Here is a 24,360-nt window from a genome sequence, read left to right as displayed (position 1 = left end):
TTCGCTATCCGCGAAGGTGGCCGTACTGTTGGTGCTGGCTCCGTCACCGAAATCATCAAGTAAGGAATAATCATGGCTGGTGAACGCATCCGTATTCGCTTGAAGAGCTTCGACCATCGTATGATCGACCGCTCTGCTCAAGACATCGTGAATACAGCTAAGCAAACGGGTGCCCGCATTGCGGGACCCATCCCCCTCCCGACGAAAGTCCAGAAGTATACGGTGCTCCGCTCTCCGCATATCGACAAGACTTCTCGTGAACAGTTTGAATCCCGTACGCACAAGCGTCTGATCGACATCCTCGACGCTACGCCGCAAACTGTTGATTCCCTCATGAAACTTGACTTGCCGGCTGGTGTCGAAGTCGAAATTAAGGTCTAATACAATGAACGGTATTCTCGCAAAGAAGTTGGGAATGACCCAAGTGTTCACGGAACAGGGCGAATGCGTCCCTGTAACGGTTCTCGAAGCCGGTCCGTGCGTGGTCGTTTGCCACAAGACAGAAGAAAAGGACGGTTACACTGCCGTCCAGATCGGCTTTGGTCTCAAGAAGGAACAGCGTGCCAACAAGGCTGAAATCGGCCACTTCAAGAAGGCTGACGTTGCTGTTCGTGAACACCTCGCCGAATTTGACGTAGCTGATCTCGAATCCTGGCCGGTTGGCAAGGAATTCGGTGCCGCTGACTTCGCCGATGCAAAGATGGTGAACGTTTCCGGCATTTCCAAGGGTCACGGTTTCTCTGGTGCCATCAAGCGCCACGGTTTCCACAGCGGTCCCCGCTCCCATGGCACGCACAACATGCGTGAACCGGGCGGTACCTCCGCTCACTCCTATCCGGGCCGCGTGTTCCCGGGCAAGCGTATGCCTGGTCAATACGGCAACAAGAAAGTGACCGTCAAGCACCTCCAGGTCGTCAAAGTTGATGGCGACCGCAACCTGATCTTCGTCCGCGGCGCTGTCCCGGGCCCGAAGAACAGCATTATCGTGGTGAGGAAAGACTAATGGCTAGTGCAAAGCTTTTCGCCGCAACAGGCGATTTTAAGAATGATATCCAGCTCCCGGCTATGTTCGACCAGGAAGTCAACAAGGTCTGCATGTACCTTCACATCAAGGCTATCCTGAACAACAACCGCCAGGGCACCGCCAAGACCAAGACCAAGGGTGAAGTTAGCGGCGGTGGCCAGAAGCCGTGGAAGCAGAAGGGTACTGGTCGCGCCCGTGCCGGTCAGAACACCTCCGCCGTGTGGGTGCGTGGTGCGAAGGCCCACGGTCCGAAGTCCCACGACTACTTCGAAAAGGTGAACAAGAAGGTCAAGAAGATCGCGTTCCGTTCCGCCCTCGCCGACAAGGCCAAGGAAGGAAAGGTCCAGGTGTTCGAAGCCCTCAGCTTCGATGCCCCGAAGACCAAGGACCTGCTCGCCGTTCTTACCAAGTCCGGTATCGAACAGCGCAACGTTCTCTTTGTCGTGAGCGTGAAGGATCAGAACCTTTACCTCTCCTCTAACAACATTCCTTGGTGCCGTTGCGCCCGCGTTGAAGATGTCAACACCTACGACATCGTCCGTGCAAACAACGTTGTCATCTCTCAGGCCGCTCTCGCGGAACTTGAAGGAGGCCGCTAATGAAGGAAATTCACGAAATCCTCATTGCTCCGCACGTGACCGAAGAAACCATGAAGAACATGGTGAATCCGCGTAACGATGTGCACAAGTATGTTTTCAAGGTTGCCTTGGACGCTAGCAAGGACGACATCAAGGCCGCTATCGAAAAGCGTTTTGATGTGAAGGTCGCTTCGGTCAACACGTTGATCAACCGCGGCAAGATTGTTCGCAGGCGCATGGCTGCTGGCAAGAAACCCAACTGGAAGAAGGCCTACATCACACTGAAGGCCGGGCAAAAGATTGCCGAGTTCGAAGGAGTATAATCATGGGTCTGAAATCTTATCGCCCGCTTACCCCGACTCTGCGTTACAAGCAGATTGGTGACCGCAAGGAAATCACTGCGGAAAAGCCGTACAAGCCCCTCACTGAGGGCATCAAGAGCAGCTCCGGCCGTAACAACGTCGGTGAAATCACTTCCCGCCGTCGCGGTGGTGGTCACAAGAAGCTGTACCGTATCATCGACTTCAAGCGCAAGTTTGCGGGTATCCCCTGCACTGTCGAGACGATCGAGTACGATCCGAACCGTTCCGCACGTATCGCCCTGGTCAAGTACCAGAACGGCAAGCGCTGCTACATCGTCGCCCCGGCCGACATCAAGGTCGGCGACGTGCTGAACTCCGGCGAAGGTGCCGAGTTCCGCATCGGTAACGCTCTCCCGATCCGCGATATTCCGCTGAACACCATGATCCATAACATTGAGCTCAAGCCCGGCAAGGGTGCACAGCTGGTCCGCTCCGCCGGTGCCGCTGCCGAACTCGTTGCTAAGGATGGCAAGCTCTGCCAGGTCAAGCTTCCGAGCGGTGAAGTTCGCTTCATCTCCGAAGACTGCCTCGCTGTCGTGGGCCAGGTTTCCAACATCGACCACATGAATGAATCCTCGGGCTCTGCCGGTCGTTCCCGCTGGCTCGGCAAGCGTCCCTCCGTCCGCGGTGTCGTGATGAACCCGGTCGACCACCCGCTCGGTGGTGGTGAAGGACGTACCTCTGGTGGTCGTCATCCGTGCTCTCCCTGGGGCAAGAACTCCAAGGGTGCCAAAACTCGTAACAATAAGCGTACCGATAAGTACATCGTGCGCCGTCGTCAGAAGAGGGCCTAATTCATGTCGAGATCCCTTAAGAAAGGTGCGTTCGTGGATTCCCACGTTCTCAGCAAAGCCCAGGCTATGGCTGGCTCCGACAAGAAGCAGCCGATCAAGACCTGGTCCCGTCGTTCCACAATCGTTCCGGACATGGTCGGACTTACGTTCTCCGTGTACAACGGCAAGCAGTTCCTGCCGGTCTATGTCTCCGAAAACATGGTTGGCCATAAGCTCGGCGAATTCGCTATGACTCGTACGTTCCGTGGCCATCGCAAGACCGAAACTGCTGGAGGCAAGAAATAATGCAAGCTGTTGCTAAAGTGAAAAACGTCCGCTACGGCGTTCGCAAGCTCCGTCGCGTTGTCGACCTCGTCCGTGGCAAGTCCGTCGACGAAGCCTTCGCGATGCTCTCCATCCTGCACACGCAGACCAAGGGTGCCCCGCTCGTCGAGAACGCCCTCAAGTCCGCTGTCGCCAACTTCAAGCAGAAGTCTGCCGCCCCGGTTTCCGCCGAGGAACTCGTGGTCAAGACTATCACTGCCGATGGTGGCACCATCATGAAGCGTATCCACCCGCGTTCCCAGGGTCGCGCCTTCCGTATCGAGAAGCCGCTCTCCCACATCACCGTCGTCGTCGCAGACAAGGAGAAATAACAATGGGTCACAAAACTCATCCCAATGGTCTTCGTCTTGGCGTTATCCGCGGTTGGGAATCCAAGTGGTATGCCGAAGACAACTTTGCCGATCTTCTCTATGAAGACATCGTGCTCCGTCGCTACCTGATGAAGCGTTTCGAACATGCCTCCCTCTCCAAGGTCGGCATCGAACGCACCGTCAAGAAGGTGAACGTGAACCTCTTTACCGCCCGCCCGGGTATCGTCATCGGTAAGAAGGGCGAAGAGCTGGAACGCGTCAAGGGCGAACTCCAGTTCCTCACCGGTAAGGAAATCTTTATCAGCGTCCACGAGATCAAGCGCCCGGAAACGGATGCTAAGCTCGTCGCCGAAAACATCGCCCGTCAGCTCGAAAAGCGTATTTCCTTCCGTCGCGCTATGAAGCGCGCCATCCAGAGCGCCATGCGCATGGGTGTGGAAGGCATCAAGGTGCAGTGCGGTGGCCGCCTCGGCGGTGCCGAAATCGCCCGCGTTGAGAAGTATGCCGAAGGCCGCGTGCCTCTGCACACTCTCCGTGCCGACATCGACTACGCGACTTCCATTGCTAAGACCGTCTATGGTGCCATCGGTATCAAGGTGTGGATCATGCACGGCGAAAAGATCGGCAAGGACGTCATGAACGACAACAAGAGAGAGAAGTAATATGCTGAGTCCTAAAAGAACATTACATCGTAAGCAGATGAAAGGCCGCATGAAGGGTGTCGCTTCCCGCGGCAATACCATGGCCTTCGGCGAATTCGGCATTCAGGCTCTTGAAAAGTGCTGGCTGACGGCTCGCCAGATCGAAGCGGCTCGTATCGCCATGACCCGTAAGATCAAGCGCGGCGGTCGCGTGTGGATCCGCGTGTTCCCCGACAAGCCCATCACCCGTCACCCTGCCGAAGCCCGTATGGGTAAGGGTAAGGGCGCCGTGGAATTCTGGGTCGCCGTGATCCTCCCGGGCCGTATCATTTTCGAAATGGGCGGTGTCGAACGCGAACTCGCCATGGAAGCCCTCCATGTCGCCTCGCAGAAGCTCCCCCTCAAATGCAAAATCATCGAAGAATCGGAGATCTAATGAAAGCACGTGAATTGAAGGAACTGGGCGTTGACCAGCTCAAGGAAAAACTGGCTCAGTTGAATCTCGATTTGTTCAATTACCGCATGACTGCGAAGCTCGGTAATTTGGAAAAACCCTCTGTGATCCGTGCGACCCGCAAGGACATCGCCCGTATCAAGACCATCCTCAGCGAAAAGGCCAAGGCATAAGCCGGCAGGAGCAGGAAATGGATAGAAACCTTCGTAAAGTCAAGCAGGGTGTTGTTTCATCTGACAAGATGGACAAGACTATCACGGTTGTGGTCGAAAACCGCAAGCGTCACCCGATGTACAACAAGATCATGACCACCACCAAGAAGCTCAAGGCCCACGACGAAAACAACGAAGCGGGCGAGGGCGACCTGGTGGAAATCATGGAAACCCGTCCGCTGTCCGCGACGAAGCGCTGGCGCCTCGTCCGTATCGTGGAAAAGAAGAAGTAAAATTCTGGAGTAAGGCGAATTATGATTCAAGAAGAAACCAGACTCGTCGTGGCTGACAACAGTGGAGCCAAGGAAGTCGCCTGCATCCGTGTTTTGGGTGGCACCAACCGTCGCTATGCTAGCATCGGTGATGTCATCAAGGTAGCCGTTAAAGACGCTATCCCCCAGAGCAAGGTGAAGAAGGGTTCCGTGGCCGACGCCGTCGTCGTGCGCACACGCAAAGAAATCGCTCGTCCGGACGGAACGTTCATTCGTTTCTCGGACAACGCTGTGGTTCTCATCACCAAGGATGGTGAACCGCGCGGAACCCGTATTTTTGGACCGGTGGCTCGTGAGCTCCGCGAAAAAAATTACATGAAGATCATCTCCCTCGCACCTGAGGTTCTCTAATGGCTAACATCAAGAAGAATGATAACGTCAAGGTGATTTCCGGCGCCCACAAGGGCAAGACCGGCACCGTGATCAGTGTCAAGGGCGACAAGGTGACCGTTTCGGGCGTGAACGTCCGCAAGCGTCACGAGAAGCCGTCCCAGACCAATCAAACTGGCGGCATCATCGAGAAGGAAATGCCTATCGCCATTTCCAACGTGATGCTCCTCGAAGGCAACACGCCTGTCCGTACCCGCATCGTCCGCGAGAAGGGTAAGAAGGGCGTTCGTACCAGTGTCAAGACTGGAAAGGCTGTGTAACCATGAACCAGATGAAGCAATTCTATCTCGAAAAAGTCGTTCCGGCCTTGCAAGCAAAGTTTGCCTACAAGAACGTAATGGAAATCCCGCGTCTCGAAAAGATCGTGGTGAACATGGGCGTGGGCGCCGCTGCCCAGAACCGTAAGATTCTGGACGAAGCTGCCGACACTCTCACTGCCATTACCGGTCAGAAGGCCGTCGTCACCACCGCCAAGAAGGCTATCGCCAACTTCCACCTCCGCGAAGGTCTGGGAATCGGCGCCAAGGTCACCCTCCATGGCGACAACATGTGGGACTTCCTCTTCCGTTTCATCAACATCAACCTCCCGCGCGTCCGCGACTTCCGTGGCCTCGCCCGTCGTGGTTTCGATGGAATGGGCAACTTCACCCTCGGTATCAAGGAACAGACGATCTTCGTCGAAATCGATATCGATAAGGTTTCCCGTACTTTCGGTATGGACATCTCTTTCGTCACCTCCGCCAAGACGGACGACGAAGGCCGTGCCCTTCTCGAAGAACTTGGACTCCCCTTCAGGAAGTAAGGTAATACCATGGCAAGCAGAAGAATGATTGAAAAATGCAAGCGTACCCCGAAGTATACCGTTCGCGGGTATAACCGTTGCAAGCGTTGCGGTAGGCCGCACGCCTTTATGCGCCGCTTTGGCCTTTGCCGTATTTGCTTCCGCGAAATGGCACTCGCCGGCGAAATCCCCGGTATCACAAAGTCGTCCTGGTAAGGAGAGTATAAAATGGCAATGACAGATCCTATCGCCGATATGCTCACCCGCGTGCGCAATGCCTGCAAGGCAAAGCTCCCCGTGGTGGACATCCCTGCCAGCAACCTGAAGCGTGAAATCGCTCGCGTTCTGCAGGAAAAAGGTTTCATCAAGAAGTTCGTCGTCGTTGAAGACGGCAAGCAGGGCATGCTCAAGATCCTGCTCCGCTACACCAACGGCGTTCCCGCAATCCAAGGCATCCAGCGCATTTCGTCGCCTGGTCTCCGTCACTACGTTGACGTGGCCAAGCTTCCGCGCGTCCGCAATGGCCTCGGCTTTGCTATCATCTCCACATCTAAAGGCGTGATGACCGACCACGAAGCCCGCGAACAGAAGGTGGGTGGCGAAGTCGTCGCGAAGGTCTGGTGAGGTAACGATGTCCCGTATCGGAAAAGCTATTATCAATATCCCGGCTGGCGTGAAAGTCGCCGTCAATGGTCAGAACATCAAGGTGGAAGGCCCGAAGGGCAAGCTCGAGACGAACGTCCACGAACTCATTTCCATCAAGCTCGAAGGCAACCAGCTTTCGTTCTCCCGTCCTGATGATCAGAAGTTCACCCGCGCTATCCATGGCACTACCCGCGCCCTCGTCAACAACATGGTCGAAGGCGTCACGAAGGGTTTCCAGAAGACCCTCGAAATCGTGGGCGTTGGTTACCGTGTGGAACAGAAGGGCAAGGACCTGAACCTTGTGCTCGGTTTCTCGCACCCGGTCATTTTCAAGGCTCCGGAAGGCGTCGAACTCAAGGCTGTCGACCCGCTGAAGATTTCCATCTCCGGCATCGACAAGCAGAAGGTCGGCCAGGCTGCAGCTGAAATCCGCAAGTACCGTAAGCCTGAACCGTACAAGGGCAAGGGCATCAAGTACGAAGGCGAAATCATCCGCCGCAAGCAGGGTAAGAAGACAGGTAAATAAGGGTAAACTATGACTGCAATCGCTAAAAAAAGAATCCAGTCCAGAATCGCACGCCACGAACGTGTGCGCAAGTCTGTTGTCGGAACTGCAGAGTGCCCTCGTTTGGCCGTTCGCCGTTCCTTGTCTCACATGGTCGCCCAGATTATCGATGACGCGAACAACAAGTCTCTCGTGCAGGTTGCAACGACTGCGAAGGAATTCCAGAGCAAGTTCGGCAGCATGACGAAGTCGGAGCAGGCTAAGCAGCTCGGTCTCCAGGTCGCTGAAGTCGCTAAGTCCAAGGGCATTGAATCCGTGGTCTTCGACCGCGGCGGTTACATCTATCACGGTCGCGTTCAGGCTCTCGCTGAGGGAGCTCGTGAAGGCGGACTCAAATTCTAGTGAGGTACACTTTGGAACGCGAAGCTCAAGTTTCTGAATTTGAAGACAAGGTTGTACACATCAACCGTTGCGCTAAGACCGTCAAGGGCGGTCGCCGTATGTCTTTCTCCGCTCTCGTTGTCGTTGGCAACAAGAACGGCAAGGTGGGCGTGGGTCTCGGCAAGGCCAAGGAAGTTTCCGAAGCCATCCGCAAGGGCACTGAAGCTGCCCACAGGAACATTGTCGAAGTCCAGCTGCTCGACGGCACCATCCCGCACGACATCGAAGTCAAGAACGGCTCCACCCGCATCCTCCTGATGCCGGCTGCTCCTGGTACTGGCGTTATCGCCGGTGCTGCTGCCCGTGCCGTTCTCGAACTCGCCGGTGTGCGCAACATCCTCACCAAGATTCACGGTTCTTCCAACCCGAGCACTGTTGTCAGCGCTTGCCTCGAAGGCCTGATGTCCCAGATGAACAAGCAGGACTGCGCCAAGCTGCGCGGTTTTGAAGCCTAAGGAGTAATACACCATGAAGAAAGTTCGTATTACTTTGATCAAGGGTACCGTCCGTCGCCTTCCGGTGCATCGCGCCAACGTGAAGGCCCTCGGTCTCCGCAAGATCGGACAATCTGTTGAACACGTTTTGACCCCCAGCATCCAGGGCATGATCAATGCCGTGCGTGACATGGTGAAGGTCGAGGAGATCTAATAATGGAACTCAATACTCTCAATCCTGGCAAAGCCAAGGTCGTCAAGCGCAAGCGCATTGGCCGTGGCCCGGGTTCCGGTTGGGGCACCACCGCTGGTCGTGGCCAGAAGGGTGCCGGCGCTCGTAAGAGTGCCAAGGCCGGCCGTGTCGCTTTCGAAGGCGGCCAGATGCCGATCCACCGTCGCATCCCGAAGCGTGGCTTCAAGCACGCCGGTATCGAATTCCAGATCGTGAACCTGAAGCGTCTCGCAGCGGTCTCCGCTACCGAATTCGACGCCAAGGTCCTCTTCGACCTCGGATTCATCCGCAACATCGAGAAGCCGGTCAAGGTTCTCGCGTTCGGTGCTATCGACAAGGCTATCAACGTAAAGGTTAACGCCATCAGCGAGAAGGCCAAGGCCCTCATCGAAGCTGCTGGCGGCAAAGTCGAGATCGTCTAATGGAAGCTCTCAAGAAAGCCATAGATGCGTTCATCAATGCGTTCAAGATTGAGGACCTGCGCAAGAAGTTGCTCTTCACGCTCGGCATCCTCATCGTCTACCGCATCGGTGCGCACATCACTATCCCCGGAGTAAACGCCGCGGTCCTCGCGGAGTACTTCAAGAACTCGAACAACTTGTTCGGCATGTACGACTCCTTCACGGGCGGTGCGTTTGCGAAAGCGACGATTTTCGCCCTGGGTATCATGCCCTACATCAGCGCATCCATCATCATCCAGTTGATGGGCTCTGTTATCCCGGCCATCCAGATGCTACAGAAGGAAGGCCAGGAAGGGCGCGCCAAGCTGAACCAGTACACCCGTTACTTTACGGTGGTTCTTGCCGCTTTGCAGGGATGGGGCATTTCCGTATGGCTTTCCTCCCTTAAAGTGGGTTCCGCCGCTGCCGGTACAGGCATTTCCGTCCTCGCGGACGACTTCGCTACCGGTGCGGGGAACATCGGCTTCCGTTTACTTGCTACCCTGACCTTCACCGCAGGTACGGTGCTCGTGATGTACCTGGGCGAACAGATTACTTCGCACGGTGTGGGCAACGGTATTTCGCTTATCATTTTCGCCGGTATCGTCGGAGGCCTTCCGCGGGCTTTCTTTGCCGAACTGGAAATGTTTAGAGAAGAGATCCAGCCGCTCGCCATCGAGATTTTCATCCTGGCGATCGTGGTCGTGATTATCGGCTTTATCGTTTTCGTCGAGCAGGCGAACCGTCGCATTCCACTCCAAAGTCCTCGCAGGACTGTCGGAAACAAGGTCATGGGCGGTCAGTCCAGCTATTTGCCCTTCAAGGTGAACACCGCTGGCGTGATCCCCGTTATCTTCGCTTCGTGCATCATGTTCATTCCGGCCATGATCGCGTCGTGGTTCCCGAACGTCTCCGCGATGCAGTCCTTTGCTGCCATGTTCATCCCGGGTCACATTTCTTACAGTGTGATTGACGCTCTCCTCATCATATTCTTCACCTACTTCTACACGGCAATCCAGTACAACCCTAACGACATTGCCGAAAACCTGAAGAGGTCTGGTGGGTTTATCCCTGGTGTGCGTCCCGGTAAGCAGACGGCAGAGTACATTGACCATGTGTTGACCCGAATTTCTCTTCCGGGCTCGCTGTTCCTCGCTCTAATCAGCGTCGGACCGCTTCACCTGAAAGACGCGCTCAATATGAGTTTCTATATTGGGGGCACCTCGGTACTCATCGTGGTCGGTGTGGCGTTGGACACGCTTCGTCAACTCGAAGCCCAACTGCATACCAAGAATTATGAAGGTTTCTTGAAACATGGCCGCATTCGCGGCAGGATGGCGTCCTAGTGGCTAAAGAAGAAGGAATACAGGTAGAAGGTGTTGTGTTGGAAGCTCTTCCCAACGCGTTCTTCCGTGTGAAACTTGGAAATGACCACGAGATTCTCGCTCACGTTTCAGGAAAGATGCGTCGGCATTTCATCCGAATTTTGCCGGACGACAAAGTGTTGGTAGAAATTTCTCCCTACGACCTCAATCGTGGGAGAATCACTTACCGTTACAAGTAATAGGTATCAAAAGAAGGTCTAACCTATGAAACTCAAAGCCTCCATCAAACCCAGGTGTGAAAACTGCAAGATCATCCGTCGCAAGGGTGTATTGCGTATCATCTGTTCGAAGAACCCCCGTCACAAGCAGAAGCAGGGATAAGGAGATCGTATGGCACGTATAGCTGGTGTCGATTTGCCGAAGAACAAGACTGTCGAGTACGGTCTCACGGCAATCTATGGTGTCGGTCTGTTCACCGCAAACAAGGTCTGTGCTCAGCTGGGCATCGACAAGAACAAGAAGTGCGATGACCTCACCGAAGAAGAACAAGGTAAGATTCGTCATCTCCTCGAAGACGAATATTCCGTGGAAGGTCAGCTCCGCGCGGAAGTTACCCTGAACATCAAGCGTCTCTTGGATATCGGTTGCTACCGTGGTATCCGCCACCGCAAGGGCCTGCCGGTCCGCGGTCAGCGTTCCCGTACCAACGCCCGTACCCGCAAGGGCCCCAAGAAGACTGTGGCTAACAAGAAGAAGTAAGGAGATTCGTCGTGGCTGAAGAAGAAATCAAGGAAACCGCTGCCGCTGCCGAAGCTCCGGCCGCAGCCGCTACTGAAGAAGTTAAGGTCAAGAAGGGCAAGAAGCGTATCGACATCCAGGGTATCGCCTGCGTCAACGCTACCTTCAACAACACAATCGTCTCTATCACCGATGCCCGCGGTAACGTCGTGGCTTGGGGCTCCCCCGGTAACTCCGGTTTCAAGGGTTCCCGCAAGAGCACTCCGTTCGCCGCTCAGCTCGCTGCCGAAACTGCCGCCCACAAGGCTTTCGACCTCGGCATGCGCAAGGTGGACGTCCGCGTGAAGGGTGCCGGTGGTGGCCGTGAGTCCGCCGTCCGCGCTCTCAAGAATGCGGGCCTCGAAGTTCTCTCCATTCGAGACGTGACGGGCATTCCGCACAACGGTTGCCGTCCTAAAAAGAAGAGAAGAGTCTAATCCAAAGAGGTATCGCCAATGATGTGGAAATCACTTCAGATGCCGCGTAGCTTCCAGAAAGTGGAAACTAGCGAAGACGGTCGTAAAGCTAAGTTCGTTGTCGAGGCCTTGGAAAGAGGCTGGGGCATCACGCTTGGCAATGCGCTCCGCCGTGTGCTCCTTTCCTCCCTGCAGGGTGCGGCAATCGTCTCCGTGAAAATCGAAGGCGTTGAAAAGGAAATGTCTACGGTCCCGGGTGTGAAGGAAGATGTCACCGACATCATCCTGAACCTGAAGAGCATCCGCGTGAAGCTCCTTTCCGACCATGACGAAACTTTGCACCTGGATATGTCCGGTGATGGCGAAGTCACGGCCAAGGATTTCATGGACAATCCGAACGTGGTCATCCTGACCCCGGACGTCCATATCGCGACCCTGAACGGGAACGCATCGCTTTCCATGGACGTGAAGGTCTCCTGTGGCCGCGGATTCGTCCGTGCCGACGAATTGAAGGACAAGGACGCTCCGATCGGCGTTATCGCCACGGACGCGAACTTCAACCCGGTGCAGCAGGTGGCTATGCACATCAGCGATACCCGCGTTGGCCAGAAGACGGACTACAACCGTCTGGAGCTGGAAATCACGACTGACGGTTCCATCGATCCCGAAGACGCTCTCGCCTACGCTGCGAAGCTCCTCGTCGATCACCTGGAAATCTTCATCAACTTCGAAGGCGACCTCGAGAGCCCCGAAGAGCTGGAGATGGACGAAGAACGTCAGCGTATTGCCACCCTCCTGCGCACTCGCGTGGACGAACTCGAACTCTCTGTTCGTTCCAGCAACTGCCTCCGTATGGCGAATATCCATACCGTTGGCGAACTTGTGCGCAACAAGGAAAACGATATGCTCAAATACAAGAACTTCGGTCGGAAGTCCTTGGTGGAACTTAACGAGGTGTTGACCTCCATGGGCCTTTCCTTTGGCATGGACGTCGATGACTACTTGAAGGATTAACAATGAGACACGGTGTAAAAAACAAGAAACTGGGTGTTAACGCCCAACACAAGCGTGCCATCCTCCGCGCCCTTACCACCTCCATCATCGAGAAGGGTATGGAAGCGGAGCAGTCCGCCCGCTACGTGCGCACGACGCTTCACAAGGCGAAGATTGTCCGCTCCAACGTGGACCGCATGATTACCTACGCAAAGAAGGGTGACCTTTCTGCACGTCGCGAAGCTGCACGCTTCGTCACGAGCCCGAAGGTTCTCCAGGACCTGTTCGCTACCATCGGACCGCGCTACGCTGGCCGCAACGGTGGCTACACTCGCATCATCAAGCTCGGCCCGAACCGCGCTGGTGACGCTGCCGAAATGGCCCTCATCGGCCTCGTCGAAGACGAGATCGTTGCCAAGGCCAAGAAGGCTGCCGAACCCGCCAAGTCCGATGCCGTGAGCATGGTCGAAGGCGAGAGCAAGTCTGCCAACTAGTCTTTGCTGTGAGAAAAACGGGGCTCGACGTTTGTCGGCCCCGTTTTTTTTGATTTTCCCTTTTTTGGTGGTGCCTATTTTTGTATCTTATGGAAACATGCAACGTCTTATTGCTCTTATACTTCTGACAATCTCGCTTGCGTTTTCTGCAGGTGAGATGGATCTTTTTTCCGGCTCGGCGATTGGTGGGAACCACGGGCCGTCTTCGCGCAGTTCCGTCGCGTTGACCCCGGCCTATGCGGAAGCTACGGTCGATTCCAGCTATATCCTTGGCCCCGGTGATTTTTTGGACCTGATGCTGGAAAATGCCTACTTGTCGGTCCAGGTTTATCCCGATGGTTCTGTCGCCATAGAGGAATGTGGTTCCGTGAATGTCGGCGGAAAGACTTTTGCCGAGGCCCGTGAACTGATTCTGGATCTTGCAGCCAAGCGCTTCAAGCGCGAGGAATGCTTCGTCCAGCTTGCCGCACTGAAAAAATACAAGGTGAATGCGATGGGTGCACTGATGAATGTCGGACAGCACCTCCTGGAGCCCCAGACGCGCCTGAGCTATTTCCTCCGCCAGGTGGGCGGTTTCGTTTCGCGCGCGAATCTTGAGGACGTGATGATTATCCGCCACGGCGACACCCTGCACGTGAACTACAACGACGTCTCGGTGAAGGGTGACTTTGCAAAGGACGTGATGCTGATTCAGGGAGACCAGATCTATGTCCCGTTCGTTCCGATGGGCGAGAATGTCGTCATGGTTTTTCCGGGATTCAGGACGAGCGTCACCTACAAGGAGGGCCGCACCCTGCAGGAGTACTTTGAACTTGCCGGCGGGGAACGCCTGCACAATTTCGGGTACAAGGCCGCCTGCGTGAAGGAACAGGGCAAGACGCCGCGCTGGATTCCGCTTGAAGAAATGAAGAGCACGGTTGTCTCGCCGAATACGGAAGTGGAGTTTTCTGCAGAAGAGATGGCCGTCTATGTCGGCGGCGCGCTCAACCATATCGGGAAGGTGGACTACAATCCTTCCTGGCATGCCATCGACTATATCGCTGCGGCGGGCCTGAATACGATTTCGGGTTCCTGGAACCAGGTCAAGGTGTGGCGTGGGAAATCCCCGGAAGCGCTCAGCCTGAGCGTCACGGAGGATCCGATCAATCCCGGCGACTACATCGAGGTGCCGAAGAGCCGTTACGAGTCCTTCAAGGATTTTACCCTTTTCCTCGCTTCGCTCCTCACGGTGGTATCGTCCGCATTCATCATTTACGTCAATTACAAGTAGCTTCGTATGGAAAAACAGGATTCGGTAGGATTTGTCGAGATTTGCCTTCGCTTGCTGAACGGCGACTTGAAGCATTTCAAGCTGTTCGCCTTTATTGTGCTCTTGCCGACGCTTACGGCCTTTGTCCTGGTGATGTGGGTCATCAAGCCGACGTATGTCGCGCAGGCGGTCGTGACTCCGCCCAAGTCGACACAGGGCTCGCTGGATGGACTGAGTTCCATGATCGGCGGCATGTCCGGGGTCTCCTCGATTCTGGGGCTGTCTTCGAACAACGATGACGCGAATGCGGTGTGGACTATCCTGAATTCGTGGGAGCTGCACAACCAGGTCATCGACGAGTTCAACCTGGCGGAACATTACGAGTTCGACGGCAAGTTCCATGCGGACCTGTTGAAAAAGTTCCGGAAGAATTTCGGGATCGAGATGAACAAGGAAGACATGTTCGCGATTTCGGTCGAGGACGAGGATTACAGGCTCGCGGCGAAGATGGTCTCGTTTATCCTCACGAAGGCGGATTCCGCGTTCAACGTGTTCAAGACGTCCCAGGCGCGGCAGTCCAGGATTTATTTCCAGAGCAGGCTGGATTCTTGCGAACATGCGCTCGATTCGCTGATGAAGGAATTCGTGAAGTTCCAGGTCGAGAACAACTTCTATGATCCCGAGGTGCAGCTGGAATCGACGATCAAGTACCTGAGCGCCTTGCAGGCGAAGCGCGAGGAGGTGTCCATCGAGATGTCCTTCGAGAAGGCTGACCGTGGCAAGAGCAAGCGTTACGAGGAACTTTCCAAGCGCTACCAGGGAATTAACGCGGCGCTGAACGGGACGCTGAAGGGCAAGCACGAGAAGGTGGGCATGGTCGCCTTGCAGAAGTCCTCCGAGCTTGGCGCCGAATACATGCGCCGCGAAAACGAAATCCGTGTGCAGGAAGCCATGTATAAGCTGTTGCGGCAGCAGAGCGAGCAGATGCGGCTCGAGGAGGCCAAGATGCTTACGAACCTGCATGTGCTCGAACCGCCCTGGGAAAACGACAAGAAAGTGTTCCCGAGGCGCGGCATTATCCTCATGTTCACGGCGTTCATGTCCTTTTTGCTGGCGACGCTCCTGTGCAATTTCCTGGAGTTCATGCGTTCCGAGAAGGAGAAGAACACGGGCACTTCCGCGGAATGGGCCAACTTCGTGCATGGAATCTGCTTCTGGCGCAAGTAGCATCCTAGGCGGTCCATCATGGATATCAACTTGGCGGTGTGTCCGGAATCCTGCGTGATGTTCTCGCTGGCCGCTATTGTCCTGCTTGTGCTTTCCACGCGCAGGAGCGACTACTTCCGCCCGGCGGTTCTCTATTTTCTGGTCCAGATGGTGATGCTCGGGGTCGCCTACCTCAAGCTTGTCCCGGCCATGACCGATTTCAGGTATACGACATGGCTCGTGTGGGGCGGCGGCATGGCTGCCTTTATCGGGGGCGCCGTCCTTGCGGAGATGGCGTGGACATCGAAAGGCGGCGCGCGCATGCCCGAGACGCTGTCGCTGCAGGGGAAGTATAGCTGGCCCACGCATTTCTGTTTAAGCTTCCTTGCCTTTGCCTATTTCTTCATAGGCGTGGCCGGCGTTGTCTCTGTCGCGGGAAACCTTGTGCTCCTGACGGGCAACCCTTCGTTCTGGCTTTCCGGGGATAGCCCGGCGCTCAAGTACGCGGACTATTTTACATCGGGCGCCATGGTGGTCGGGCTTTTCGGTGTCGCATCGTTCAAGTCGATAAACCCGGTGCGGTGGGTCCGCTATGCGTCCAGGGGAATGGTGGCTTTCACGATTGTGCTTAGTTTCTTGACATTCCCGAGCCGCGGCATCAACATGCTCTGTATCGGCTTCATCTTCTTGCTGTATAACTATCTGCACAGGCGGTTTTCGTGGAAGCTGATCATGGTCGCGGTCGCCTTCGTCCTGGTTTTCTTTGTGGCCGTGGCGTCCCTGAAGGGGCAATATGGCGGCTCGTCGACGGACGACCTCATGAATAACGGGATGGTAAAGACGGTGGCGTTGCTCCCGTACATGTACGTGGCGAACAACTATTGGAATCTCGACTATGCGTTCAACAAGCCGGTCGATGCCGCGGAACATGAGTGGACCTACGGCATCGACGCCTTCTACGGCATGACGCACCTGTTGCAGATAGGGGACGGCCTGCAGCAGAGTTTCGGCTGGGATACACCCTTCAACGAGAGCGTGGTCAAGATCAAGAGCCTGAACACGATTCCCTACCTGTGGGATGCCTACAAGGATTTCGGCCTGGTCGGGCTGTTCTTTTTGCCGTTCTTCTTCGGGATCTTTTTCTCGTGGAACTACCGCTACATGGCTACGGCCAAGACTCCCATGCCTGTCCTGTTCATGTGCATGTTCATGATGTGGATTATCCTCTGGAACTTCACGACGGGATACAAGCAGAGCATGTACTGGGTCTGGGGATTCTTCTTTGCGCTGGTGTGCCTGCTTAGCAGGGGGCGTGGCGTGCTACCAGCGAAGAGTTCCCTTGCGGATGTAGTAGCACAGGAGAATGACGGTGATGACGACGTCGCCGGTCAGCGCGAATAGCGGGATGTAACGGTTCGCGAGGAACGCTCCCGCGAGCGAGCATGCGACGACGTTTGTTGCCCCTGCCGCACTCACGATGATGGCGTAGGTCCATGTCGCCTTGTTCTTGAGCAGGGTGGATATCATGGAGAGTCTCGCTGCCTGGAAAAGGAGCGAGAAGGAAAGTATTTTCAGGATCGACGCGCTGCATTCGAGTGAATCGGGAGTCCAGTGGACGGCGAAGAAGAGGAACTGCAGGAACTGGTGGGGGAACAGCCACAGCGGCGAGGAACAGGCGGCGATGAATGCCGTGAATATGGCGATTTCCTTGACATGGACGAACTTGTCGTTGGACATGTGCTGGGCGACCAGGTTCGACGAAATGAAGTGGACCATGATTCCCGAGCAGAGGACGAGTATCTTGTGGCCGAAGTTGTATGAACTCAGGAATTCCGCAGATGCGAATTTGTCTGCAACATAGAGGCCGACGGGCAGGTAGGCGCATGTGGCGAAACTCGAGATCGCGTAGGGGGCTGCGGCTTTGAACATCAGCTTGAAGAAGAGGAAGGTCCGCCTTGTCAGCCTGAGCAGCTTGCTGCTCAGGGCCTGCGTGACGCCGAAGGTGAACGCGGGCAGTGCTGCAAGCACCATGGCAAGCGCGACGAGTTCGATCTGTGAAACCTTGAAATAGAGGAGCGTAACTCCCATGACGGCGGAATACGAAATCGAATGCAGCAGCTTGGAGATGAACAGCTTTTTCCAGAACTTGCCGCAGATGAAATACCAGTCGAAGAAGGCATGCTGGAAAACAAGCCCGAGGGTCAGAATGAGTTCGCCGTAGAAGATGGGGTGGTGGCGCCTGACCGTAATGGCGAAAATGACCATGGCGATCGCAGCCGCGACGGAACAGGCGATCCTGAGCTGGAAGATACTCTGGAATAGCCTCCCCTTCGTGGCCCGGTTCCCGAAGAAGGCGAGCACCAGGGTGCCCATGCCGAAATCCGCAATCGTGCAGAAGATGGAATAGTCCGTCTGCAGGACTCCGAAAAAGCCGTAGCCGGATGTCCCGAGGTTCCGTGCGATGAAGTTCTGGACAAGGAACGAGATTCCCTGAATCAGGAAGTTGGCGCACGCGATGAACACGCCAATCTTGATGCTTTTTAGAACGAGAGGCACACGATAAAGATAAAAAAAGAAATACTTGTCGGAGTAGGCCTGCGGCAGGCTTTTTTTATATATTTGACCTATGGGAAAACTGCAAGGTCAGAGCGCTTTTTTCGTTCCGGGGCCGCCGGCATTGCCCGGTGAAGCTCACAGGCCGATTGTAGATTTTTTGCTCCGTGAAACCCGCGGAAAGTCCGTCCTCGACATCGGCGGCGGTCGCGGGGCCTATTCCCTGGAACTCTCCAAGGCGGGCTACGATACCGTCGTTGCCGACATCAATTCCGAGTCCCTGAAGGTTGCCGAGGCGAACGGACTCTCGACGCGGCTTTTGCAGCCGGGCGAGAGCGTTGGCGAAGGCGTCGCGGATACGGTCATGCTGATCGAGGTCCTCGAACATGTTCCCGACCCGAAGGCGTTCCTCGGGTCTGCGATTGCGGCCGCCCGCAAACGGGTCGTTTTTACGCTCCCGTGTACGGATGATTTTGAGCTGCTGTTCGGTCTTGGGCTTTCGTATGCGCATGTCGCGGTCTCGGACCACCTTTGGCATTTTTCCAACGAAGAAATGAAATCCATGCTGGATTCTTTTGGAAAGCCCTACCGGCTGGAACTGGGCGACCCTTTGTTCCCTTCGCTCGCGCTGTCCCTGCTCGGTCGGTACCTGAAGGGCCCGTTGGGTTACGCGGTACGTTTCCCCTTGCGGGTCGCGAACAGGCTTGGCCTGGTTCCCAAGGCCATTCCTTCGCGTTTTTACGGCGTGATAGAAATCGGTTGATTCCGGTTGACAAAATCGCCCCTGGTGGCGATATATAGAGTGAATGGAGAATTTAGTTGGCTTTTTTTTTCTAACTTTGGGTGCTGAAACGCGAGAGTGGCGGAATTGGCAGACGCGCCAGACTTAGGATCTGGTACTTCGGTGTGTGGGTTCGACTCCCACCCCTCGCAGAATTTTACAAACCAAAACAAGCATATCGGAGTTTTGTATGCCCGTTGAAATCAAAGAAACAAGCGCTACCGTGCGCACCCTCGATGTCACCATTCCCGAATCCGACCTCGCTGCCCCCTTCGAGAAGAAGCTCGCGCAGTACAAGAAGCAGGTCGCCCTCAAGGGTTTCCGCCAGGGCATGGTTCCGAAGGCCATGGTCCTGAAGCAGTTCGGTGACGCCATCCGTCACGAAGTCGTGAACGAGACGGTCGACAAGGTCATTGGCGAAGAACTCAAGAAGGCTAACATCATCCCCGTGGGCCAGCTCAAGGTGACCGAGTTCAAGGAAGACAAGGAATCCGGCATCAAGATGACCGTCGAAGTCGAAATTGACCCGGAAATCGACATCAAGGGCTATGCCGATACCGGTATCACCGTTCCGGCTACCGCCGTGCATGAAGAAGAAGTCCAGGCCGAGTTCGACCGCCTTGTCCAGATGTGGAGCAAGGACGAACACGTGGACCGCGAGGCGAAGAACGGCGACGTCGTGGTGGGCAACTACATCGAAGTCGTTATCGACGGCGAGAAGCAGGAACTTCCGGAGAACAAGGAATTCCGCAGCCTCCTCGGCGAATCCGCTTCCCCGGGATTCGATGCGGGCCTCGTTGGCGTGAAGGCCGGCGACAAGAAGGAAATCAACTTCAAGTACCCGGATGACCACAAGGACGAACGCTACCGCGGCAAGACTGCCCAGTTCAACGTCGAGATTACCGACGTGCGCGAAATCGTGCCGCCGACCTTCGACGAGGAATTCTGCAAGCAGGTGGGCGTGAAGGACGTGGAAGAGCTCAAGAGCAACCTCGCCGAAAGCCTCAGCAACCAGAAGCAGGATGCCGCGAAGACGAAGGCCGTGAACGAGGCCATCGACAAGATTATCGAGGCGAACCCGTTCGAGGTGCCGAATGCACGCGTACGCGACCTCATCAAGTGGAGCCTCAACCGCAACGTGCAGGACGAGAAGGACGCCGTGGAACCCACCGAGGAACAGCTCAAGGAACTCGGCCCCGAGGCCATCCGCGAAATCAAGAAGCACCGCATCCTCGACTTCGTCGCCACGAAGGAAAAGCTCAAGGCAAGCCAGGCCAAGGTGGACGAACGCCTGCAGCAGATGGCGAATGCCTACCACATCGGCTTCGAAGATCTGAAGAACCATTTCCGCCAGAGCGGCAGAATCAACCAGCTGCGTGACGAACTCCGCGTCCAGATGGCAGCGGACTTCATCGTGGGTATCCGCCCTGCCGCCGAAGAATCCAAGTAAAAGAGGTTAGTTAATGATCATCCCTACCGTCATCGAGACCACCGGACGCGGTGAACGCGCCTACGATATCTACTCGCGCCTCCTCAAGGAACGCATCATCTTCTTGGGCACGCCCATCAACGACGAAGTGGCGAACAACGTCATGGCCCAGTTGATTTTCCTTGAATACGAGAACCCGGAGAAGGATATCACGCTGTATATCAACAGCCCCGGTGGTTACGTGTCGGCAGGGCTTGCCATTTACGATACCATGCAGCACGTGCGCCCGAATATCGCTACCATCTGCATCGGAAGCTGCGCCTCCATGGCTGCCGTGCTTCTCGCTGCGGGTACGAAGGGCAAGCGCTATGCGCTCCCGCATTCGCGCATCATGCTGCACCAGCCGTCGGGTGCCGCTACCGGCCAGTCGACTGACATCCAGATTACTGCGAAGGAAATCGTGCGCACGAAGGATACGCTTACCGAAATCGTCGCGAAGCACACGGGCAAGTCGATAGACGAGGTCCGCGCGAAGACCGACCGCGATTTCTACATGGGCCCCGATGAAGCGAAGGCCTTTGGCGTCATCGATGAAATCTTTGTTCCGCGTAAAGAGGGAATTTAATGTATCGTAGCGGGAAAAACCATCCTACTGTGACGTGTAGCTTTTGTGGCAAGCCCGCAGAACGCGTCGAGAAGATGATTACGGGCGCGGGCGTGCATATCTGCAGCGACTGCGTGACGATGTGCTACAGGATTATCGAGGAAGACCGCTCCCGTGCGATGCAGGAGAAGGCGGCTACCGAGGCTGCCGTGCAAAAGCCGCTTCCGCTCCCGACCGAAATCAAGGCGCACCTGGACGAGTTCGTCATTGGACAGGACCAGGCGAAGATGGCCCTTTCCGTTGCGGTCTACAACCATTACAAGCGCCTGCGCTACAGGCAGGCCCATGCGGATTCCAAGGATGATGTGGAAGTCGAAAAGTCGAACCTGCTCCTGGTGGGGCCTACCGGTTCGGGCAAGACGCTTTTGGCGCAGACGATGGCGCGCTTCCTCGATGTCCCCTTTACCATTGCAGACGCGACGGTACTCACCGAGGCGGGCTACGTGGGCGAGGATGTCGAAAACATCATCGTGCGCCTTTTGCAGGCCGCTGATTACGATGTGGCGAAGGCCGAACGCGGCATTATCTTCATCGACGAAATCGACAAGATTGCGCGCAAGACGGCGAACCCCTCCATCACCCGCGACGTGAGCGGTGAAGGCGTGCAGCAGGGCCTCCTGAAGATTTTGGAAGGTACCGTGGCGGCTGTGCCGCCGAAGGGCGGTCGCAAGCACCCGGAACAGGCCCTGGTGCAGGTGAACACGAGAAACATCCTTTTCATTTGCGGTGGCGCCTTCGAGACGCTCGACAAGATTATCGCCCAGCGCGTGAACAAGGGCGGCATGGGTTTCGGTGCGGACATCCGTAGCGAGAAGGACAATACGCTCAGCGAACTCTTCAAGCAGCTCGAACCCGATGACCTTATCAAGTTCGGCCTCATTCCCGAAATCGTGGGCCGCTTGCCGATTGCTGTGGCGCTCGAGGAACTCGACGAGGCTGCCCTCCTGAATATTCTCACGCAGCCGAAGAACGCGCTTGTGAAGCAGTTCAAGAGTCTGTTCGCCATGGACGGGATTGAACTCGAATTTACCGACGAGGCGCTCAAGGAAATCGTGCACGAAACCATGACGCGCAAGACGGGGGCCCGCGGGCTCCGTTCCGTGATGGAGCGGACGCTGCAGAAGGCTATGTTTACGATGCCCGGTTCCGACGTGAAGAAGCTCGTGCTGACTGCCGAGATGGTGAAGAGCGGCCTGAGCTCCGTTGGTGTTGCGGTTTCCGGTGCAGCTAAGAAAACCCGCAAGAAGGCGTCTTAGCGCTATGAATTTTGATTTTTCGAAAACGTATCCGTTGCTCCCGCTTCGGGATGCCGTGGTGTTTCCGCATACGACCCGCCGTATTCTGGTGGGTCGCGAAATGTCGCTCCGTGCCCTGGAATTCGCGGAGAACCACAACAATGTGATTATCCTCGTTGCCCAGAAGGACGTGTCGGTGGAAGAAATCCAGAACCCGATGCTGGACCTTTATTCGGTGGGCGTGATTGCGAACGTGAACGGCGTGACGCCTTTCCCGAACGGCTGCGTGAAGGCGGTGCTGGAAGGCGTGCAGATCGTGGACCTCCGCTCCATCATGACGGTGGACGGGTTCCTGCAGGTGACGGTTTCCCCGCGCAAGTTCCCCGTGAAGGAAAATGCCAAGACGGATTCCTTCGACGAGGTGATGACGCGCTTCCGCGACTATGCGACCAAGCGCAATATTGCCGAGGGCATGGTGGATGCATTCTTCGGCATGGAAAGCCAGCTGAACGCCTACTACGGGATTATTCCCTTCCTGCAGGTGTCGCTTGCCGAAAAGCAGAGTTTCTTGGAAGCTCGCTCGCTCGACGAGATGTCGGCGAAGCTTCTCGCGCTCATGGACGTGACCGACGACAACGAGAACGTGCTGGTGCGCATCCAGCAGAGCGTGCGCCAGAAGATGGCGCAGCAGCAGAAGGAATGGTTTATCTCTGAACAGATCCGCCAGCTGCAGGATGAACTGGACGGCGATGGCGAAGGCGCCTCGGAGCCGGAACAGCTGCTGAAGAAGATCAAGGCGAAAAAGTTCAGCCCGGCGATCGTCGAAAAGCTCGAGGACGAGATTGCGCGCATGAAGCTCATGCAGCCGACTTCCCCGGAATACGCGGTGAGCCGCAACTATATCGACTGGTTCCTCGCGATGCCTTACGGTGAGTACACCGATACCGTGCTCAACATGAAGAAGGTGAAGGGCGAGCTCGACTCCAAGCATTTCGGGCTCGACAAGGTGAAGGAACGCATCATGGAATACATCGCGGTCCTGAAGCTTACCGGGACCGAGCGCCGTTCCCCGATCCTCTGCCTCGTCGGGCCTCCCGGTGTGGGCAAGACGACCCTCGTGGAATCGATCGCGAATGCCATGCAGAGGAACTTTGTGCGCATTACGCTTGGCGGCGTGCGCGACGAGGCCGAAATACGCGGCCACCGCCGCACCTACATCGGAGCGATGCCGGGCCGCTTTATCCAGGCGCTGCGCCGTGCCAAGTGCATGAACCCGATTATCCTCCTGGACGAAATCGACAAGATGGCGAGCGACTTCCGCGGCGACCCCGCGAGCGCGATGCTCGAGGTGCTCGACCCGGAACAGAACCACGACTTTACCGACCACTTCATGGAAGTGGGACTCGACCTTAGCCGCGTGCTGTTTATCGCGACGGCGAACAGCGAGAGCGAAATCCCCGAGGCGCTGCGCGACAGGCTCGAGATTGTGCGCCTGCCCGGCTACTACCCGCACGAGAAACTGCAGATTGCAAGCAAGTACCTGGTGCCGCGCATTTGCGAACGTACCGGCGTGAAGCTCGGCGAACAGGTTTCCTTCGATGAGGACATCATCAACCAGGTGATGCGCGGATGGACCCGCGAGGCGGGCGTGCGCGAACTGGAACGTACCCTCGAGAGTGCGGTGCGCCACCGTGCGAAAGAAATCGTGATGGGCAAGAAGATCAAGCCCGCCGTCACCGAAAAGCAGTTGCAGGAATACCTCGGCGCCCCGAGATTCCTCGATAGCCAGCTGCCCGAACCGGGCCGCCCCGGCGTGGTGACGGGCCTTGCCTGGACGAGCGTGGGCGGCGAGATTCTGCCCATCGAGTGCATGCTCCTGAGCGGCAAGGGCCAGATTATAATGACGGGCAAGCTCGGCGACGTGATGAAGGAATCCGCCCAGATTGCGGTGAGCCTGGTGCGCGAGCGCCTGCACCGTTTCGGTATCGACCCGGCGATTGTCAAGAAGACGGACATCCATATCCACGTGCCAGAAGGCGCCGTGCCGAAGGACGGTCCCTCTGCGGGTATTGCCCTCACGCTGTGCCTGCTCTCAGCGTTCACCAAGATTCCTGTACCGCCTGACGTCGCGTTTACCGGCGAGGTGAGCCTCACGGGTGCATGCCTTGCGATTGGCGGGCTCAACGAGAAGGCTTTGGCGGCCCTCCAGGCCGGCGTGAAGACGCTCCGCCTGCCTGCGCAGAACAAGAAGGACGTGGACGAGCTCCCGGCACCCGCGAAGAAGGGCCTCAAGATCTATACGCACAAGCACATCGACGAAATCGTGAAGATCCTGTTCGTGCAGAAGAAGGCGAAGAAGTTGGTAGCCTGAGTGTCACCCTGGAGCCTGTCATTCTGG

The 24,360-nt window shown here is 56.3% G+C and carries 36 protein-coding genes, 1 tRNA gene and 1 pseudogene; 37 read left to right on the top strand and 1 reads right to left on the bottom strand.

The window, feature by feature from the left end:
- The first annotated feature begins 72 nt into the window (after nucleotides 1–72).
- The 31 genes and pseudogenes from rpsJ (at nucleotide 73) to B4B27_RS00880 (ending at nucleotide 16,701) form a co-directional block, all read left to right on the top strand.
- A complete protein-coding gene (gene rpsJ / locus B4B27_RS01030; protein WP_173798279.1) occupies nucleotides 73–381 on the top strand; it encodes a 30S ribosomal protein S10 in 309 nt (102 codons plus the stop codon).
- A gap of 4 nt (nucleotides 382–385) precedes the next feature.
- Nucleotides 386–1,003 carry a 50S ribosomal protein L3 gene (gene rplC / locus B4B27_RS01025; protein ID WP_290722797.1) on the top strand — a complete coding sequence of 206 codons (618 nt, stop codon included), beginning with the start codon at nucleotides 386–388 and terminating at the stop codon, nucleotides 1,001–1,003.
- Nucleotides 1,003–1,623, top strand: a complete 621-nt coding sequence (gene rplD, locus B4B27_RS01020) for a 50S ribosomal protein L4 (RefSeq protein WP_290722795.1) — start codon at nucleotides 1,003–1,005, stop codon at nucleotides 1,621–1,623. Before rplC ends, rplD begins: the two co-directional genes overlap by 1 nt.
- Nucleotides 1,623–1,925, top strand: coding sequence for a 50S ribosomal protein L23 (gene rplW, locus B4B27_RS01015; protein ID WP_290722793.1), 303 nt, complete (start codon nucleotides 1,623–1,625; stop codon nucleotides 1,923–1,925). Before rplD ends, rplW begins: the two co-directional genes overlap by 1 nt.
- Before the next feature lie 2 nt (nucleotides 1,926–1,927).
- Complete coding sequence (gene rplB, locus B4B27_RS01010; protein WP_290722792.1) at nucleotides 1,928–2,758, top strand: 50S ribosomal protein L2; 831 nt, start codon at nucleotides 1,928–1,930, stop codon at nucleotides 2,756–2,758.
- 3 nt (nucleotides 2,759–2,761) lie between these two features.
- Nucleotides 2,762–3,043 carry a 30S ribosomal protein S19 gene (gene rpsS, locus B4B27_RS01005; protein ID WP_088638998.1) on the top strand — a complete coding sequence of 94 codons (282 nt, stop codon included), beginning with the start codon at nucleotides 2,762–2,764 and terminating at the stop codon, nucleotides 3,041–3,043.
- Complete coding sequence (rplV, locus tag B4B27_RS01000) at nucleotides 3,043–3,393, top strand: 50S ribosomal protein L22 (RefSeq protein ID WP_290722789.1); 351 nt, start codon at nucleotides 3,043–3,045, stop codon at nucleotides 3,391–3,393. The genes rpsS and rplV overlap by 1 nt, the downstream gene beginning before the upstream one ends.
- 2 nt (nucleotides 3,394–3,395) lie before the next feature.
- Entirely contained in the window at nucleotides 3,396–4,055 is a 660-nt protein-coding gene (gene rpsC / locus B4B27_RS00995) for a 30S ribosomal protein S3 (RefSeq protein WP_290722787.1), read from the top strand.
- Between the two features lies 1 nt (nucleotide 4,056).
- Nucleotides 4,057–4,470 (top strand): 50S ribosomal protein L16, encoded by a 414-nt coding sequence (gene rplP, locus B4B27_RS00990; protein ID WP_290722785.1) that lies wholly within the window; start codon nucleotides 4,057–4,059, stop codon nucleotides 4,468–4,470.
- Complete coding sequence (gene rpmC, locus B4B27_RS00985; RefSeq protein ID WP_290722783.1) at nucleotides 4,470–4,661, top strand: 50S ribosomal protein L29; 192 nt, start codon at nucleotides 4,470–4,472, stop codon at nucleotides 4,659–4,661. Before rplP ends, rpmC begins: the two co-directional genes overlap by 1 nt.
- A gap of 17 nt (nucleotides 4,662–4,678) precedes the next feature.
- Complete coding sequence (rpsQ, locus tag B4B27_RS00980; RefSeq protein ID WP_173340348.1) at nucleotides 4,679–4,933, top strand: 30S ribosomal protein S17; 255 nt, start codon at nucleotides 4,679–4,681, stop codon at nucleotides 4,931–4,933.
- 21 nt (nucleotides 4,934–4,954) lie between these two features.
- Complete coding sequence (rplN, locus tag B4B27_RS00975) at nucleotides 4,955–5,323, top strand: 50S ribosomal protein L14 (protein ID WP_290722778.1); 369 nt, start codon at nucleotides 4,955–4,957, stop codon at nucleotides 5,321–5,323.
- On the top strand, nucleotides 5,323–5,622 hold the full coding sequence (rplX, locus tag B4B27_RS00970; RefSeq protein WP_290722776.1) for a 50S ribosomal protein L24: 300 nt from the start codon (nucleotides 5,323–5,325) through the stop codon (nucleotides 5,620–5,622). Before rplN ends, rplX begins: the two co-directional genes overlap by 1 nt.
- A gap of 2 nt (nucleotides 5,623–5,624) precedes the next feature.
- Nucleotides 5,625–6,164 (top strand): 50S ribosomal protein L5, encoded by a 540-nt coding sequence (rplE, locus tag B4B27_RS00965; protein WP_290722773.1) that lies wholly within the window; start codon nucleotides 5,625–5,627, stop codon nucleotides 6,162–6,164.
- A gap of 9 nt (nucleotides 6,165–6,173) precedes the next feature.
- Nucleotides 6,174–6,359: a type Z 30S ribosomal protein S14 gene (locus tag B4B27_RS00960; protein ID WP_014546106.1), complete on the top strand. Its 186-nt coding sequence runs from the start codon at nucleotides 6,174–6,176 to the stop codon at nucleotides 6,357–6,359.
- A 12-nt stretch (nucleotides 6,360–6,371) separates the two neighbouring features.
- Nucleotides 6,372–6,767 carry a 30S ribosomal protein S8 gene (rpsH, locus tag B4B27_RS00955; RefSeq protein WP_173382628.1) on the top strand — a complete coding sequence of 132 codons (396 nt, stop codon included), beginning with the start codon at nucleotides 6,372–6,374 and terminating at the stop codon, nucleotides 6,765–6,767.
- A 7-nt stretch (nucleotides 6,768–6,774) separates the two neighbouring features.
- Nucleotides 6,775–7,314: a 50S ribosomal protein L6 gene (rplF, locus tag B4B27_RS00950; RefSeq protein ID WP_173382629.1), complete on the top strand. Its 540-nt coding sequence runs from the start codon at nucleotides 6,775–6,777 to the stop codon at nucleotides 7,312–7,314.
- A gap of 9 nt (nucleotides 7,315–7,323) precedes the next feature.
- A complete protein-coding gene (rplR, locus tag B4B27_RS00945; protein ID WP_290722760.1) occupies nucleotides 7,324–7,695 on the top strand; it encodes a 50S ribosomal protein L18 in 372 nt (123 codons plus the stop codon).
- 11 nt (nucleotides 7,696–7,706) lie between these two features.
- Complete coding sequence (gene rpsE / locus B4B27_RS00940) at nucleotides 7,707–8,189, top strand: 30S ribosomal protein S5 (protein WP_290722758.1); 483 nt, start codon at nucleotides 7,707–7,709, stop codon at nucleotides 8,187–8,189.
- A gap of 13 nt (nucleotides 8,190–8,202) precedes the next feature.
- The gene (gene rpmD, locus B4B27_RS00935) at nucleotides 8,203–8,382 is read left to right on the top strand and encodes a 50S ribosomal protein L30 (protein WP_173382631.1); all 180 of its coding nucleotides are present in this window, start codon (nucleotides 8,203–8,205) and stop codon (nucleotides 8,380–8,382) included.
- A gap of 2 nt (nucleotides 8,383–8,384) precedes the next feature.
- On the top strand, nucleotides 8,385–8,822 hold the full coding sequence (rplO, locus tag B4B27_RS00930; RefSeq protein ID WP_173382632.1) for a 50S ribosomal protein L15: 438 nt from the start codon (nucleotides 8,385–8,387) through the stop codon (nucleotides 8,820–8,822).
- The gene (secY, locus tag B4B27_RS00925; RefSeq protein ID WP_173382633.1) at nucleotides 8,822–10,186 is read left to right on the top strand and encodes a preprotein translocase subunit SecY; all 1,365 of its coding nucleotides are present in this window, start codon (nucleotides 8,822–8,824) and stop codon (nucleotides 10,184–10,186) included. Before rplO ends, secY begins: the two co-directional genes overlap by 1 nt.
- Nucleotides 10,186–10,404, top strand: coding sequence for a translation initiation factor IF-1 (gene infA / locus B4B27_RS00920; protein WP_173382634.1), 219 nt, complete (start codon nucleotides 10,186–10,188; stop codon nucleotides 10,402–10,404). The genes secY and infA overlap by 1 nt, the downstream gene beginning before the upstream one ends.
- Before the next feature lie 25 nt (nucleotides 10,405–10,429).
- Complete coding sequence (gene rpmJ / locus B4B27_RS00915; protein ID WP_088639011.1) at nucleotides 10,430–10,546, top strand: 50S ribosomal protein L36; 117 nt, start codon at nucleotides 10,430–10,432, stop codon at nucleotides 10,544–10,546.
- Nucleotides 10,547–10,555: 9 nt separating this feature from the next.
- The gene (gene rpsM / locus B4B27_RS00910; RefSeq protein WP_072807559.1) at nucleotides 10,556–10,924 is read left to right on the top strand and encodes a 30S ribosomal protein S13; all 369 of its coding nucleotides are present in this window, start codon (nucleotides 10,556–10,558) and stop codon (nucleotides 10,922–10,924) included.
- Between the two features lie 26 nt (nucleotides 10,925–10,950).
- Entirely contained in the window at nucleotides 10,951–11,379 is a 429-nt protein-coding gene (gene rpsK / locus B4B27_RS00905) for a 30S ribosomal protein S11 (protein ID WP_173304119.1), read from the top strand.
- Between the two features lie 18 nt (nucleotides 11,380–11,397).
- Complete coding sequence (locus tag B4B27_RS00900) at nucleotides 11,398–12,372, top strand: DNA-directed RNA polymerase subunit alpha (RefSeq protein ID WP_290722747.1); 975 nt, start codon at nucleotides 11,398–11,400, stop codon at nucleotides 12,370–12,372.
- Nucleotides 12,373–12,374: 2 nt separating this feature from the next.
- Nucleotides 12,375–12,749 (top strand): annotated as a pseudogene (rplQ, locus tag B4B27_RS00895) (50S ribosomal protein L17); the annotation flags it as partial.
- 193 nt (nucleotides 12,750–12,942) lie between these two features.
- A complete protein-coding gene (locus B4B27_RS00890) occupies nucleotides 12,943–14,115 on the top strand; it encodes a polysaccharide biosynthesis/export family protein (protein WP_173382636.1) in 1,173 nt (390 codons plus the stop codon).
- A gap of 6 nt (nucleotides 14,116–14,121) precedes the next feature.
- Nucleotides 14,122–15,321: a GumC family protein gene (locus tag B4B27_RS00885; protein WP_173382637.1), complete on the top strand. Its 1,200-nt coding sequence runs from the start codon at nucleotides 14,122–14,124 to the stop codon at nucleotides 15,319–15,321.
- A gap of 18 nt (nucleotides 15,322–15,339) precedes the next feature.
- Nucleotides 15,340–16,701 carry an O-antigen polymerase gene (locus B4B27_RS00880; protein ID WP_290722742.1) on the top strand — a complete coding sequence of 454 codons (1,362 nt, stop codon included), beginning with the start codon at nucleotides 15,340–15,342 and terminating at the stop codon, nucleotides 16,699–16,701.
- Here B4B27_RS00880 and B4B27_RS00875 read toward each other — a convergent pair.
- On the bottom strand, nucleotides 16,621–17,856 hold the full coding sequence (locus B4B27_RS00875; protein ID WP_290722741.1) for an oligosaccharide flippase family protein: 1,236 nt from the start codon (nucleotides 17,854–17,856) through the stop codon (nucleotides 16,621–16,623). The genes B4B27_RS00880 and B4B27_RS00875 overlap by 81 nt on opposite strands.
- Nucleotides 17,857–17,926: 70 nt before the next feature.
- Here B4B27_RS00875 and B4B27_RS00870 point away from each other — a divergent pair, with 70 nt between their 5' ends.
- From B4B27_RS00870 to lon, 6 genes are all read left to right on the top strand, one after another.
- A complete protein-coding gene (locus tag B4B27_RS00870) occupies nucleotides 17,927–18,616 on the top strand; it encodes a class I SAM-dependent methyltransferase (RefSeq protein ID WP_173382640.1) in 690 nt (229 codons plus the stop codon).
- Between the two features lie 90 nt (nucleotides 18,617–18,706).
- Nucleotides 18,707–18,786, top strand: a tRNA-Leu gene (locus B4B27_RS00865).
- A 38-nt stretch (nucleotides 18,787–18,824) separates the two neighbouring features.
- The gene (gene tig, locus B4B27_RS00860) at nucleotides 18,825–20,084 is read left to right on the top strand and encodes a trigger factor (protein ID WP_173366176.1); all 1,260 of its coding nucleotides are present in this window, start codon (nucleotides 18,825–18,827) and stop codon (nucleotides 20,082–20,084) included.
- Nucleotides 20,085–20,097: 13 nt separating this feature from the next.
- Nucleotides 20,098–20,688 carry an ATP-dependent Clp protease proteolytic subunit gene (locus B4B27_RS00855; RefSeq protein ID WP_173366177.1) on the top strand — a complete coding sequence of 197 codons (591 nt, stop codon included), beginning with the start codon at nucleotides 20,098–20,100 and terminating at the stop codon, nucleotides 20,686–20,688.
- The gene (gene clpX / locus B4B27_RS00850) at nucleotides 20,688–21,983 is read left to right on the top strand and encodes an ATP-dependent Clp protease ATP-binding subunit ClpX (RefSeq protein WP_173366178.1); all 1,296 of its coding nucleotides are present in this window, start codon (nucleotides 20,688–20,690) and stop codon (nucleotides 21,981–21,983) included. Before B4B27_RS00855 ends, clpX begins: the two co-directional genes overlap by 1 nt.
- A gap of 4 nt (nucleotides 21,984–21,987) precedes the next feature.
- Nucleotides 21,988–24,333, top strand: coding sequence for an endopeptidase La (gene lon, locus B4B27_RS00845; RefSeq protein ID WP_290722733.1), 2,346 nt, complete (start codon nucleotides 21,988–21,990; stop codon nucleotides 24,331–24,333).
- Nucleotides 24,334–24,360 lie beyond the last annotated feature (27 nt).

Source organism: Fibrobacter sp. UBA2449, from assembly GCF_002342555.1.
Lineage (GTDB): Bacteria > Fibrobacterota > Fibrobacteria > Fibrobacterales > Fibrobacteraceae > Fibrobacter.
Note: the sequence above shows the minus strand (reverse complement) of the source record. Positions and strands in the feature narration are given on the sequence as shown.

Excerpts from the sequence above, each read along its gene's own strand:
- rpsJ (WP_173798279.1), top strand. The coding sequence starts at position 73 with ATGGCTGGTGAACGCATCCGTATTCGCTTGAAGAGCTTCGACCATCGT.
- rplC (WP_290722797.1), top strand. The coding sequence starts at position 386 with ATGAACGGTATTCTCGCAAAGAAGTTGGGAATGACCCAAGTGTTCACG.
- rplD (WP_290722795.1), top strand. The coding sequence starts at position 1,003 with ATGGCTAGTGCAAAGCTTTTCGCCGCAACAGGCGATTTTAAGAATGAT.
- rplW (WP_290722793.1), top strand. The coding sequence starts at position 1,623 with ATGAAGGAAATTCACGAAATCCTCATTGCTCCGCACGTGACCGAAGAA.
- rplB (WP_290722792.1), top strand. The coding sequence starts at position 1,928 with ATGGGTCTGAAATCTTATCGCCCGCTTACCCCGACTCTGCGTTACAAG.
- rpsS (WP_088638998.1), top strand. The coding sequence starts at position 2,762 with ATGTCGAGATCCCTTAAGAAAGGTGCGTTCGTGGATTCCCACGTTCTC.
- rplV (WP_290722789.1), top strand. The coding sequence starts at position 3,043 with ATGCAAGCTGTTGCTAAAGTGAAAAACGTCCGCTACGGCGTTCGCAAG.
- rpsC (WP_290722787.1), top strand. The coding sequence starts at position 3,396 with ATGGGTCACAAAACTCATCCCAATGGTCTTCGTCTTGGCGTTATCCGC.
- rplP (WP_290722785.1), top strand. The coding sequence starts at position 4,057 with ATGCTGAGTCCTAAAAGAACATTACATCGTAAGCAGATGAAAGGCCGC.
- rpmC (WP_290722783.1), top strand. The coding sequence starts at position 4,470 with ATGAAAGCACGTGAATTGAAGGAACTGGGCGTTGACCAGCTCAAGGAA.
- rpsQ (WP_173340348.1), top strand. The coding sequence starts at position 4,679 with ATGGATAGAAACCTTCGTAAAGTCAAGCAGGGTGTTGTTTCATCTGAC.
- rplN (WP_290722778.1), top strand. The coding sequence starts at position 4,955 with ATGATTCAAGAAGAAACCAGACTCGTCGTGGCTGACAACAGTGGAGCC.
- rplX (WP_290722776.1), top strand. The coding sequence starts at position 5,323 with ATGGCTAACATCAAGAAGAATGATAACGTCAAGGTGATTTCCGGCGCC.
- rplE (WP_290722773.1), top strand. The coding sequence starts at position 5,625 with ATGAACCAGATGAAGCAATTCTATCTCGAAAAAGTCGTTCCGGCCTTG.
- B4B27_RS00960 (WP_014546106.1), top strand. The coding sequence starts at position 6,174 with ATGGCAAGCAGAAGAATGATTGAAAAATGCAAGCGTACCCCGAAGTAT.
- rpsH (WP_173382628.1), top strand. The coding sequence starts at position 6,372 with ATGGCAATGACAGATCCTATCGCCGATATGCTCACCCGCGTGCGCAAT.
- rplF (WP_173382629.1), top strand. The coding sequence starts at position 6,775 with ATGTCCCGTATCGGAAAAGCTATTATCAATATCCCGGCTGGCGTGAAA.
- rplR (WP_290722760.1), top strand. The coding sequence starts at position 7,324 with ATGACTGCAATCGCTAAAAAAAGAATCCAGTCCAGAATCGCACGCCAC.
- rpmD (WP_173382631.1), top strand. The coding sequence starts at position 8,203 with ATGAAGAAAGTTCGTATTACTTTGATCAAGGGTACCGTCCGTCGCCTT.
- rplO (WP_173382632.1), top strand. The coding sequence starts at position 8,385 with ATGGAACTCAATACTCTCAATCCTGGCAAAGCCAAGGTCGTCAAGCGC.
- secY (WP_173382633.1), top strand. The coding sequence starts at position 8,822 with ATGGAAGCTCTCAAGAAAGCCATAGATGCGTTCATCAATGCGTTCAAG.
- rpmJ (WP_088639011.1), top strand. The coding sequence starts at position 10,430 with ATGAAACTCAAAGCCTCCATCAAACCCAGGTGTGAAAACTGCAAGATC.
- rpsM (WP_072807559.1), top strand. The coding sequence starts at position 10,556 with ATGGCACGTATAGCTGGTGTCGATTTGCCGAAGAACAAGACTGTCGAG.
- B4B27_RS00900 (WP_290722747.1), top strand. The coding sequence starts at position 11,398 with ATGATGTGGAAATCACTTCAGATGCCGCGTAGCTTCCAGAAAGTGGAA.
- B4B27_RS00890 (WP_173382636.1), top strand. The coding sequence starts at position 12,943 with ATGCAACGTCTTATTGCTCTTATACTTCTGACAATCTCGCTTGCGTTT.
- B4B27_RS00885 (WP_173382637.1), top strand. The coding sequence starts at position 14,122 with ATGGAAAAACAGGATTCGGTAGGATTTGTCGAGATTTGCCTTCGCTTG.
- B4B27_RS00880 (WP_290722742.1), top strand. The coding sequence starts at position 15,340 with ATGGATATCAACTTGGCGGTGTGTCCGGAATCCTGCGTGATGTTCTCG.
- B4B27_RS00870 (WP_173382640.1), top strand. The coding sequence starts at position 17,927 with ATGGGAAAACTGCAAGGTCAGAGCGCTTTTTTCGTTCCGGGGCCGCCG.
- tig (WP_173366176.1), top strand. The coding sequence starts at position 18,825 with ATGCCCGTTGAAATCAAAGAAACAAGCGCTACCGTGCGCACCCTCGAT.
- B4B27_RS00855 (WP_173366177.1), top strand. The coding sequence starts at position 20,098 with ATGATCATCCCTACCGTCATCGAGACCACCGGACGCGGTGAACGCGCC.
- clpX (WP_173366178.1), top strand. The coding sequence starts at position 20,688 with ATGTATCGTAGCGGGAAAAACCATCCTACTGTGACGTGTAGCTTTTGT.
- lon (WP_290722733.1), top strand. The coding sequence starts at position 21,988 with ATGAATTTTGATTTTTCGAAAACGTATCCGTTGCTCCCGCTTCGGGAT.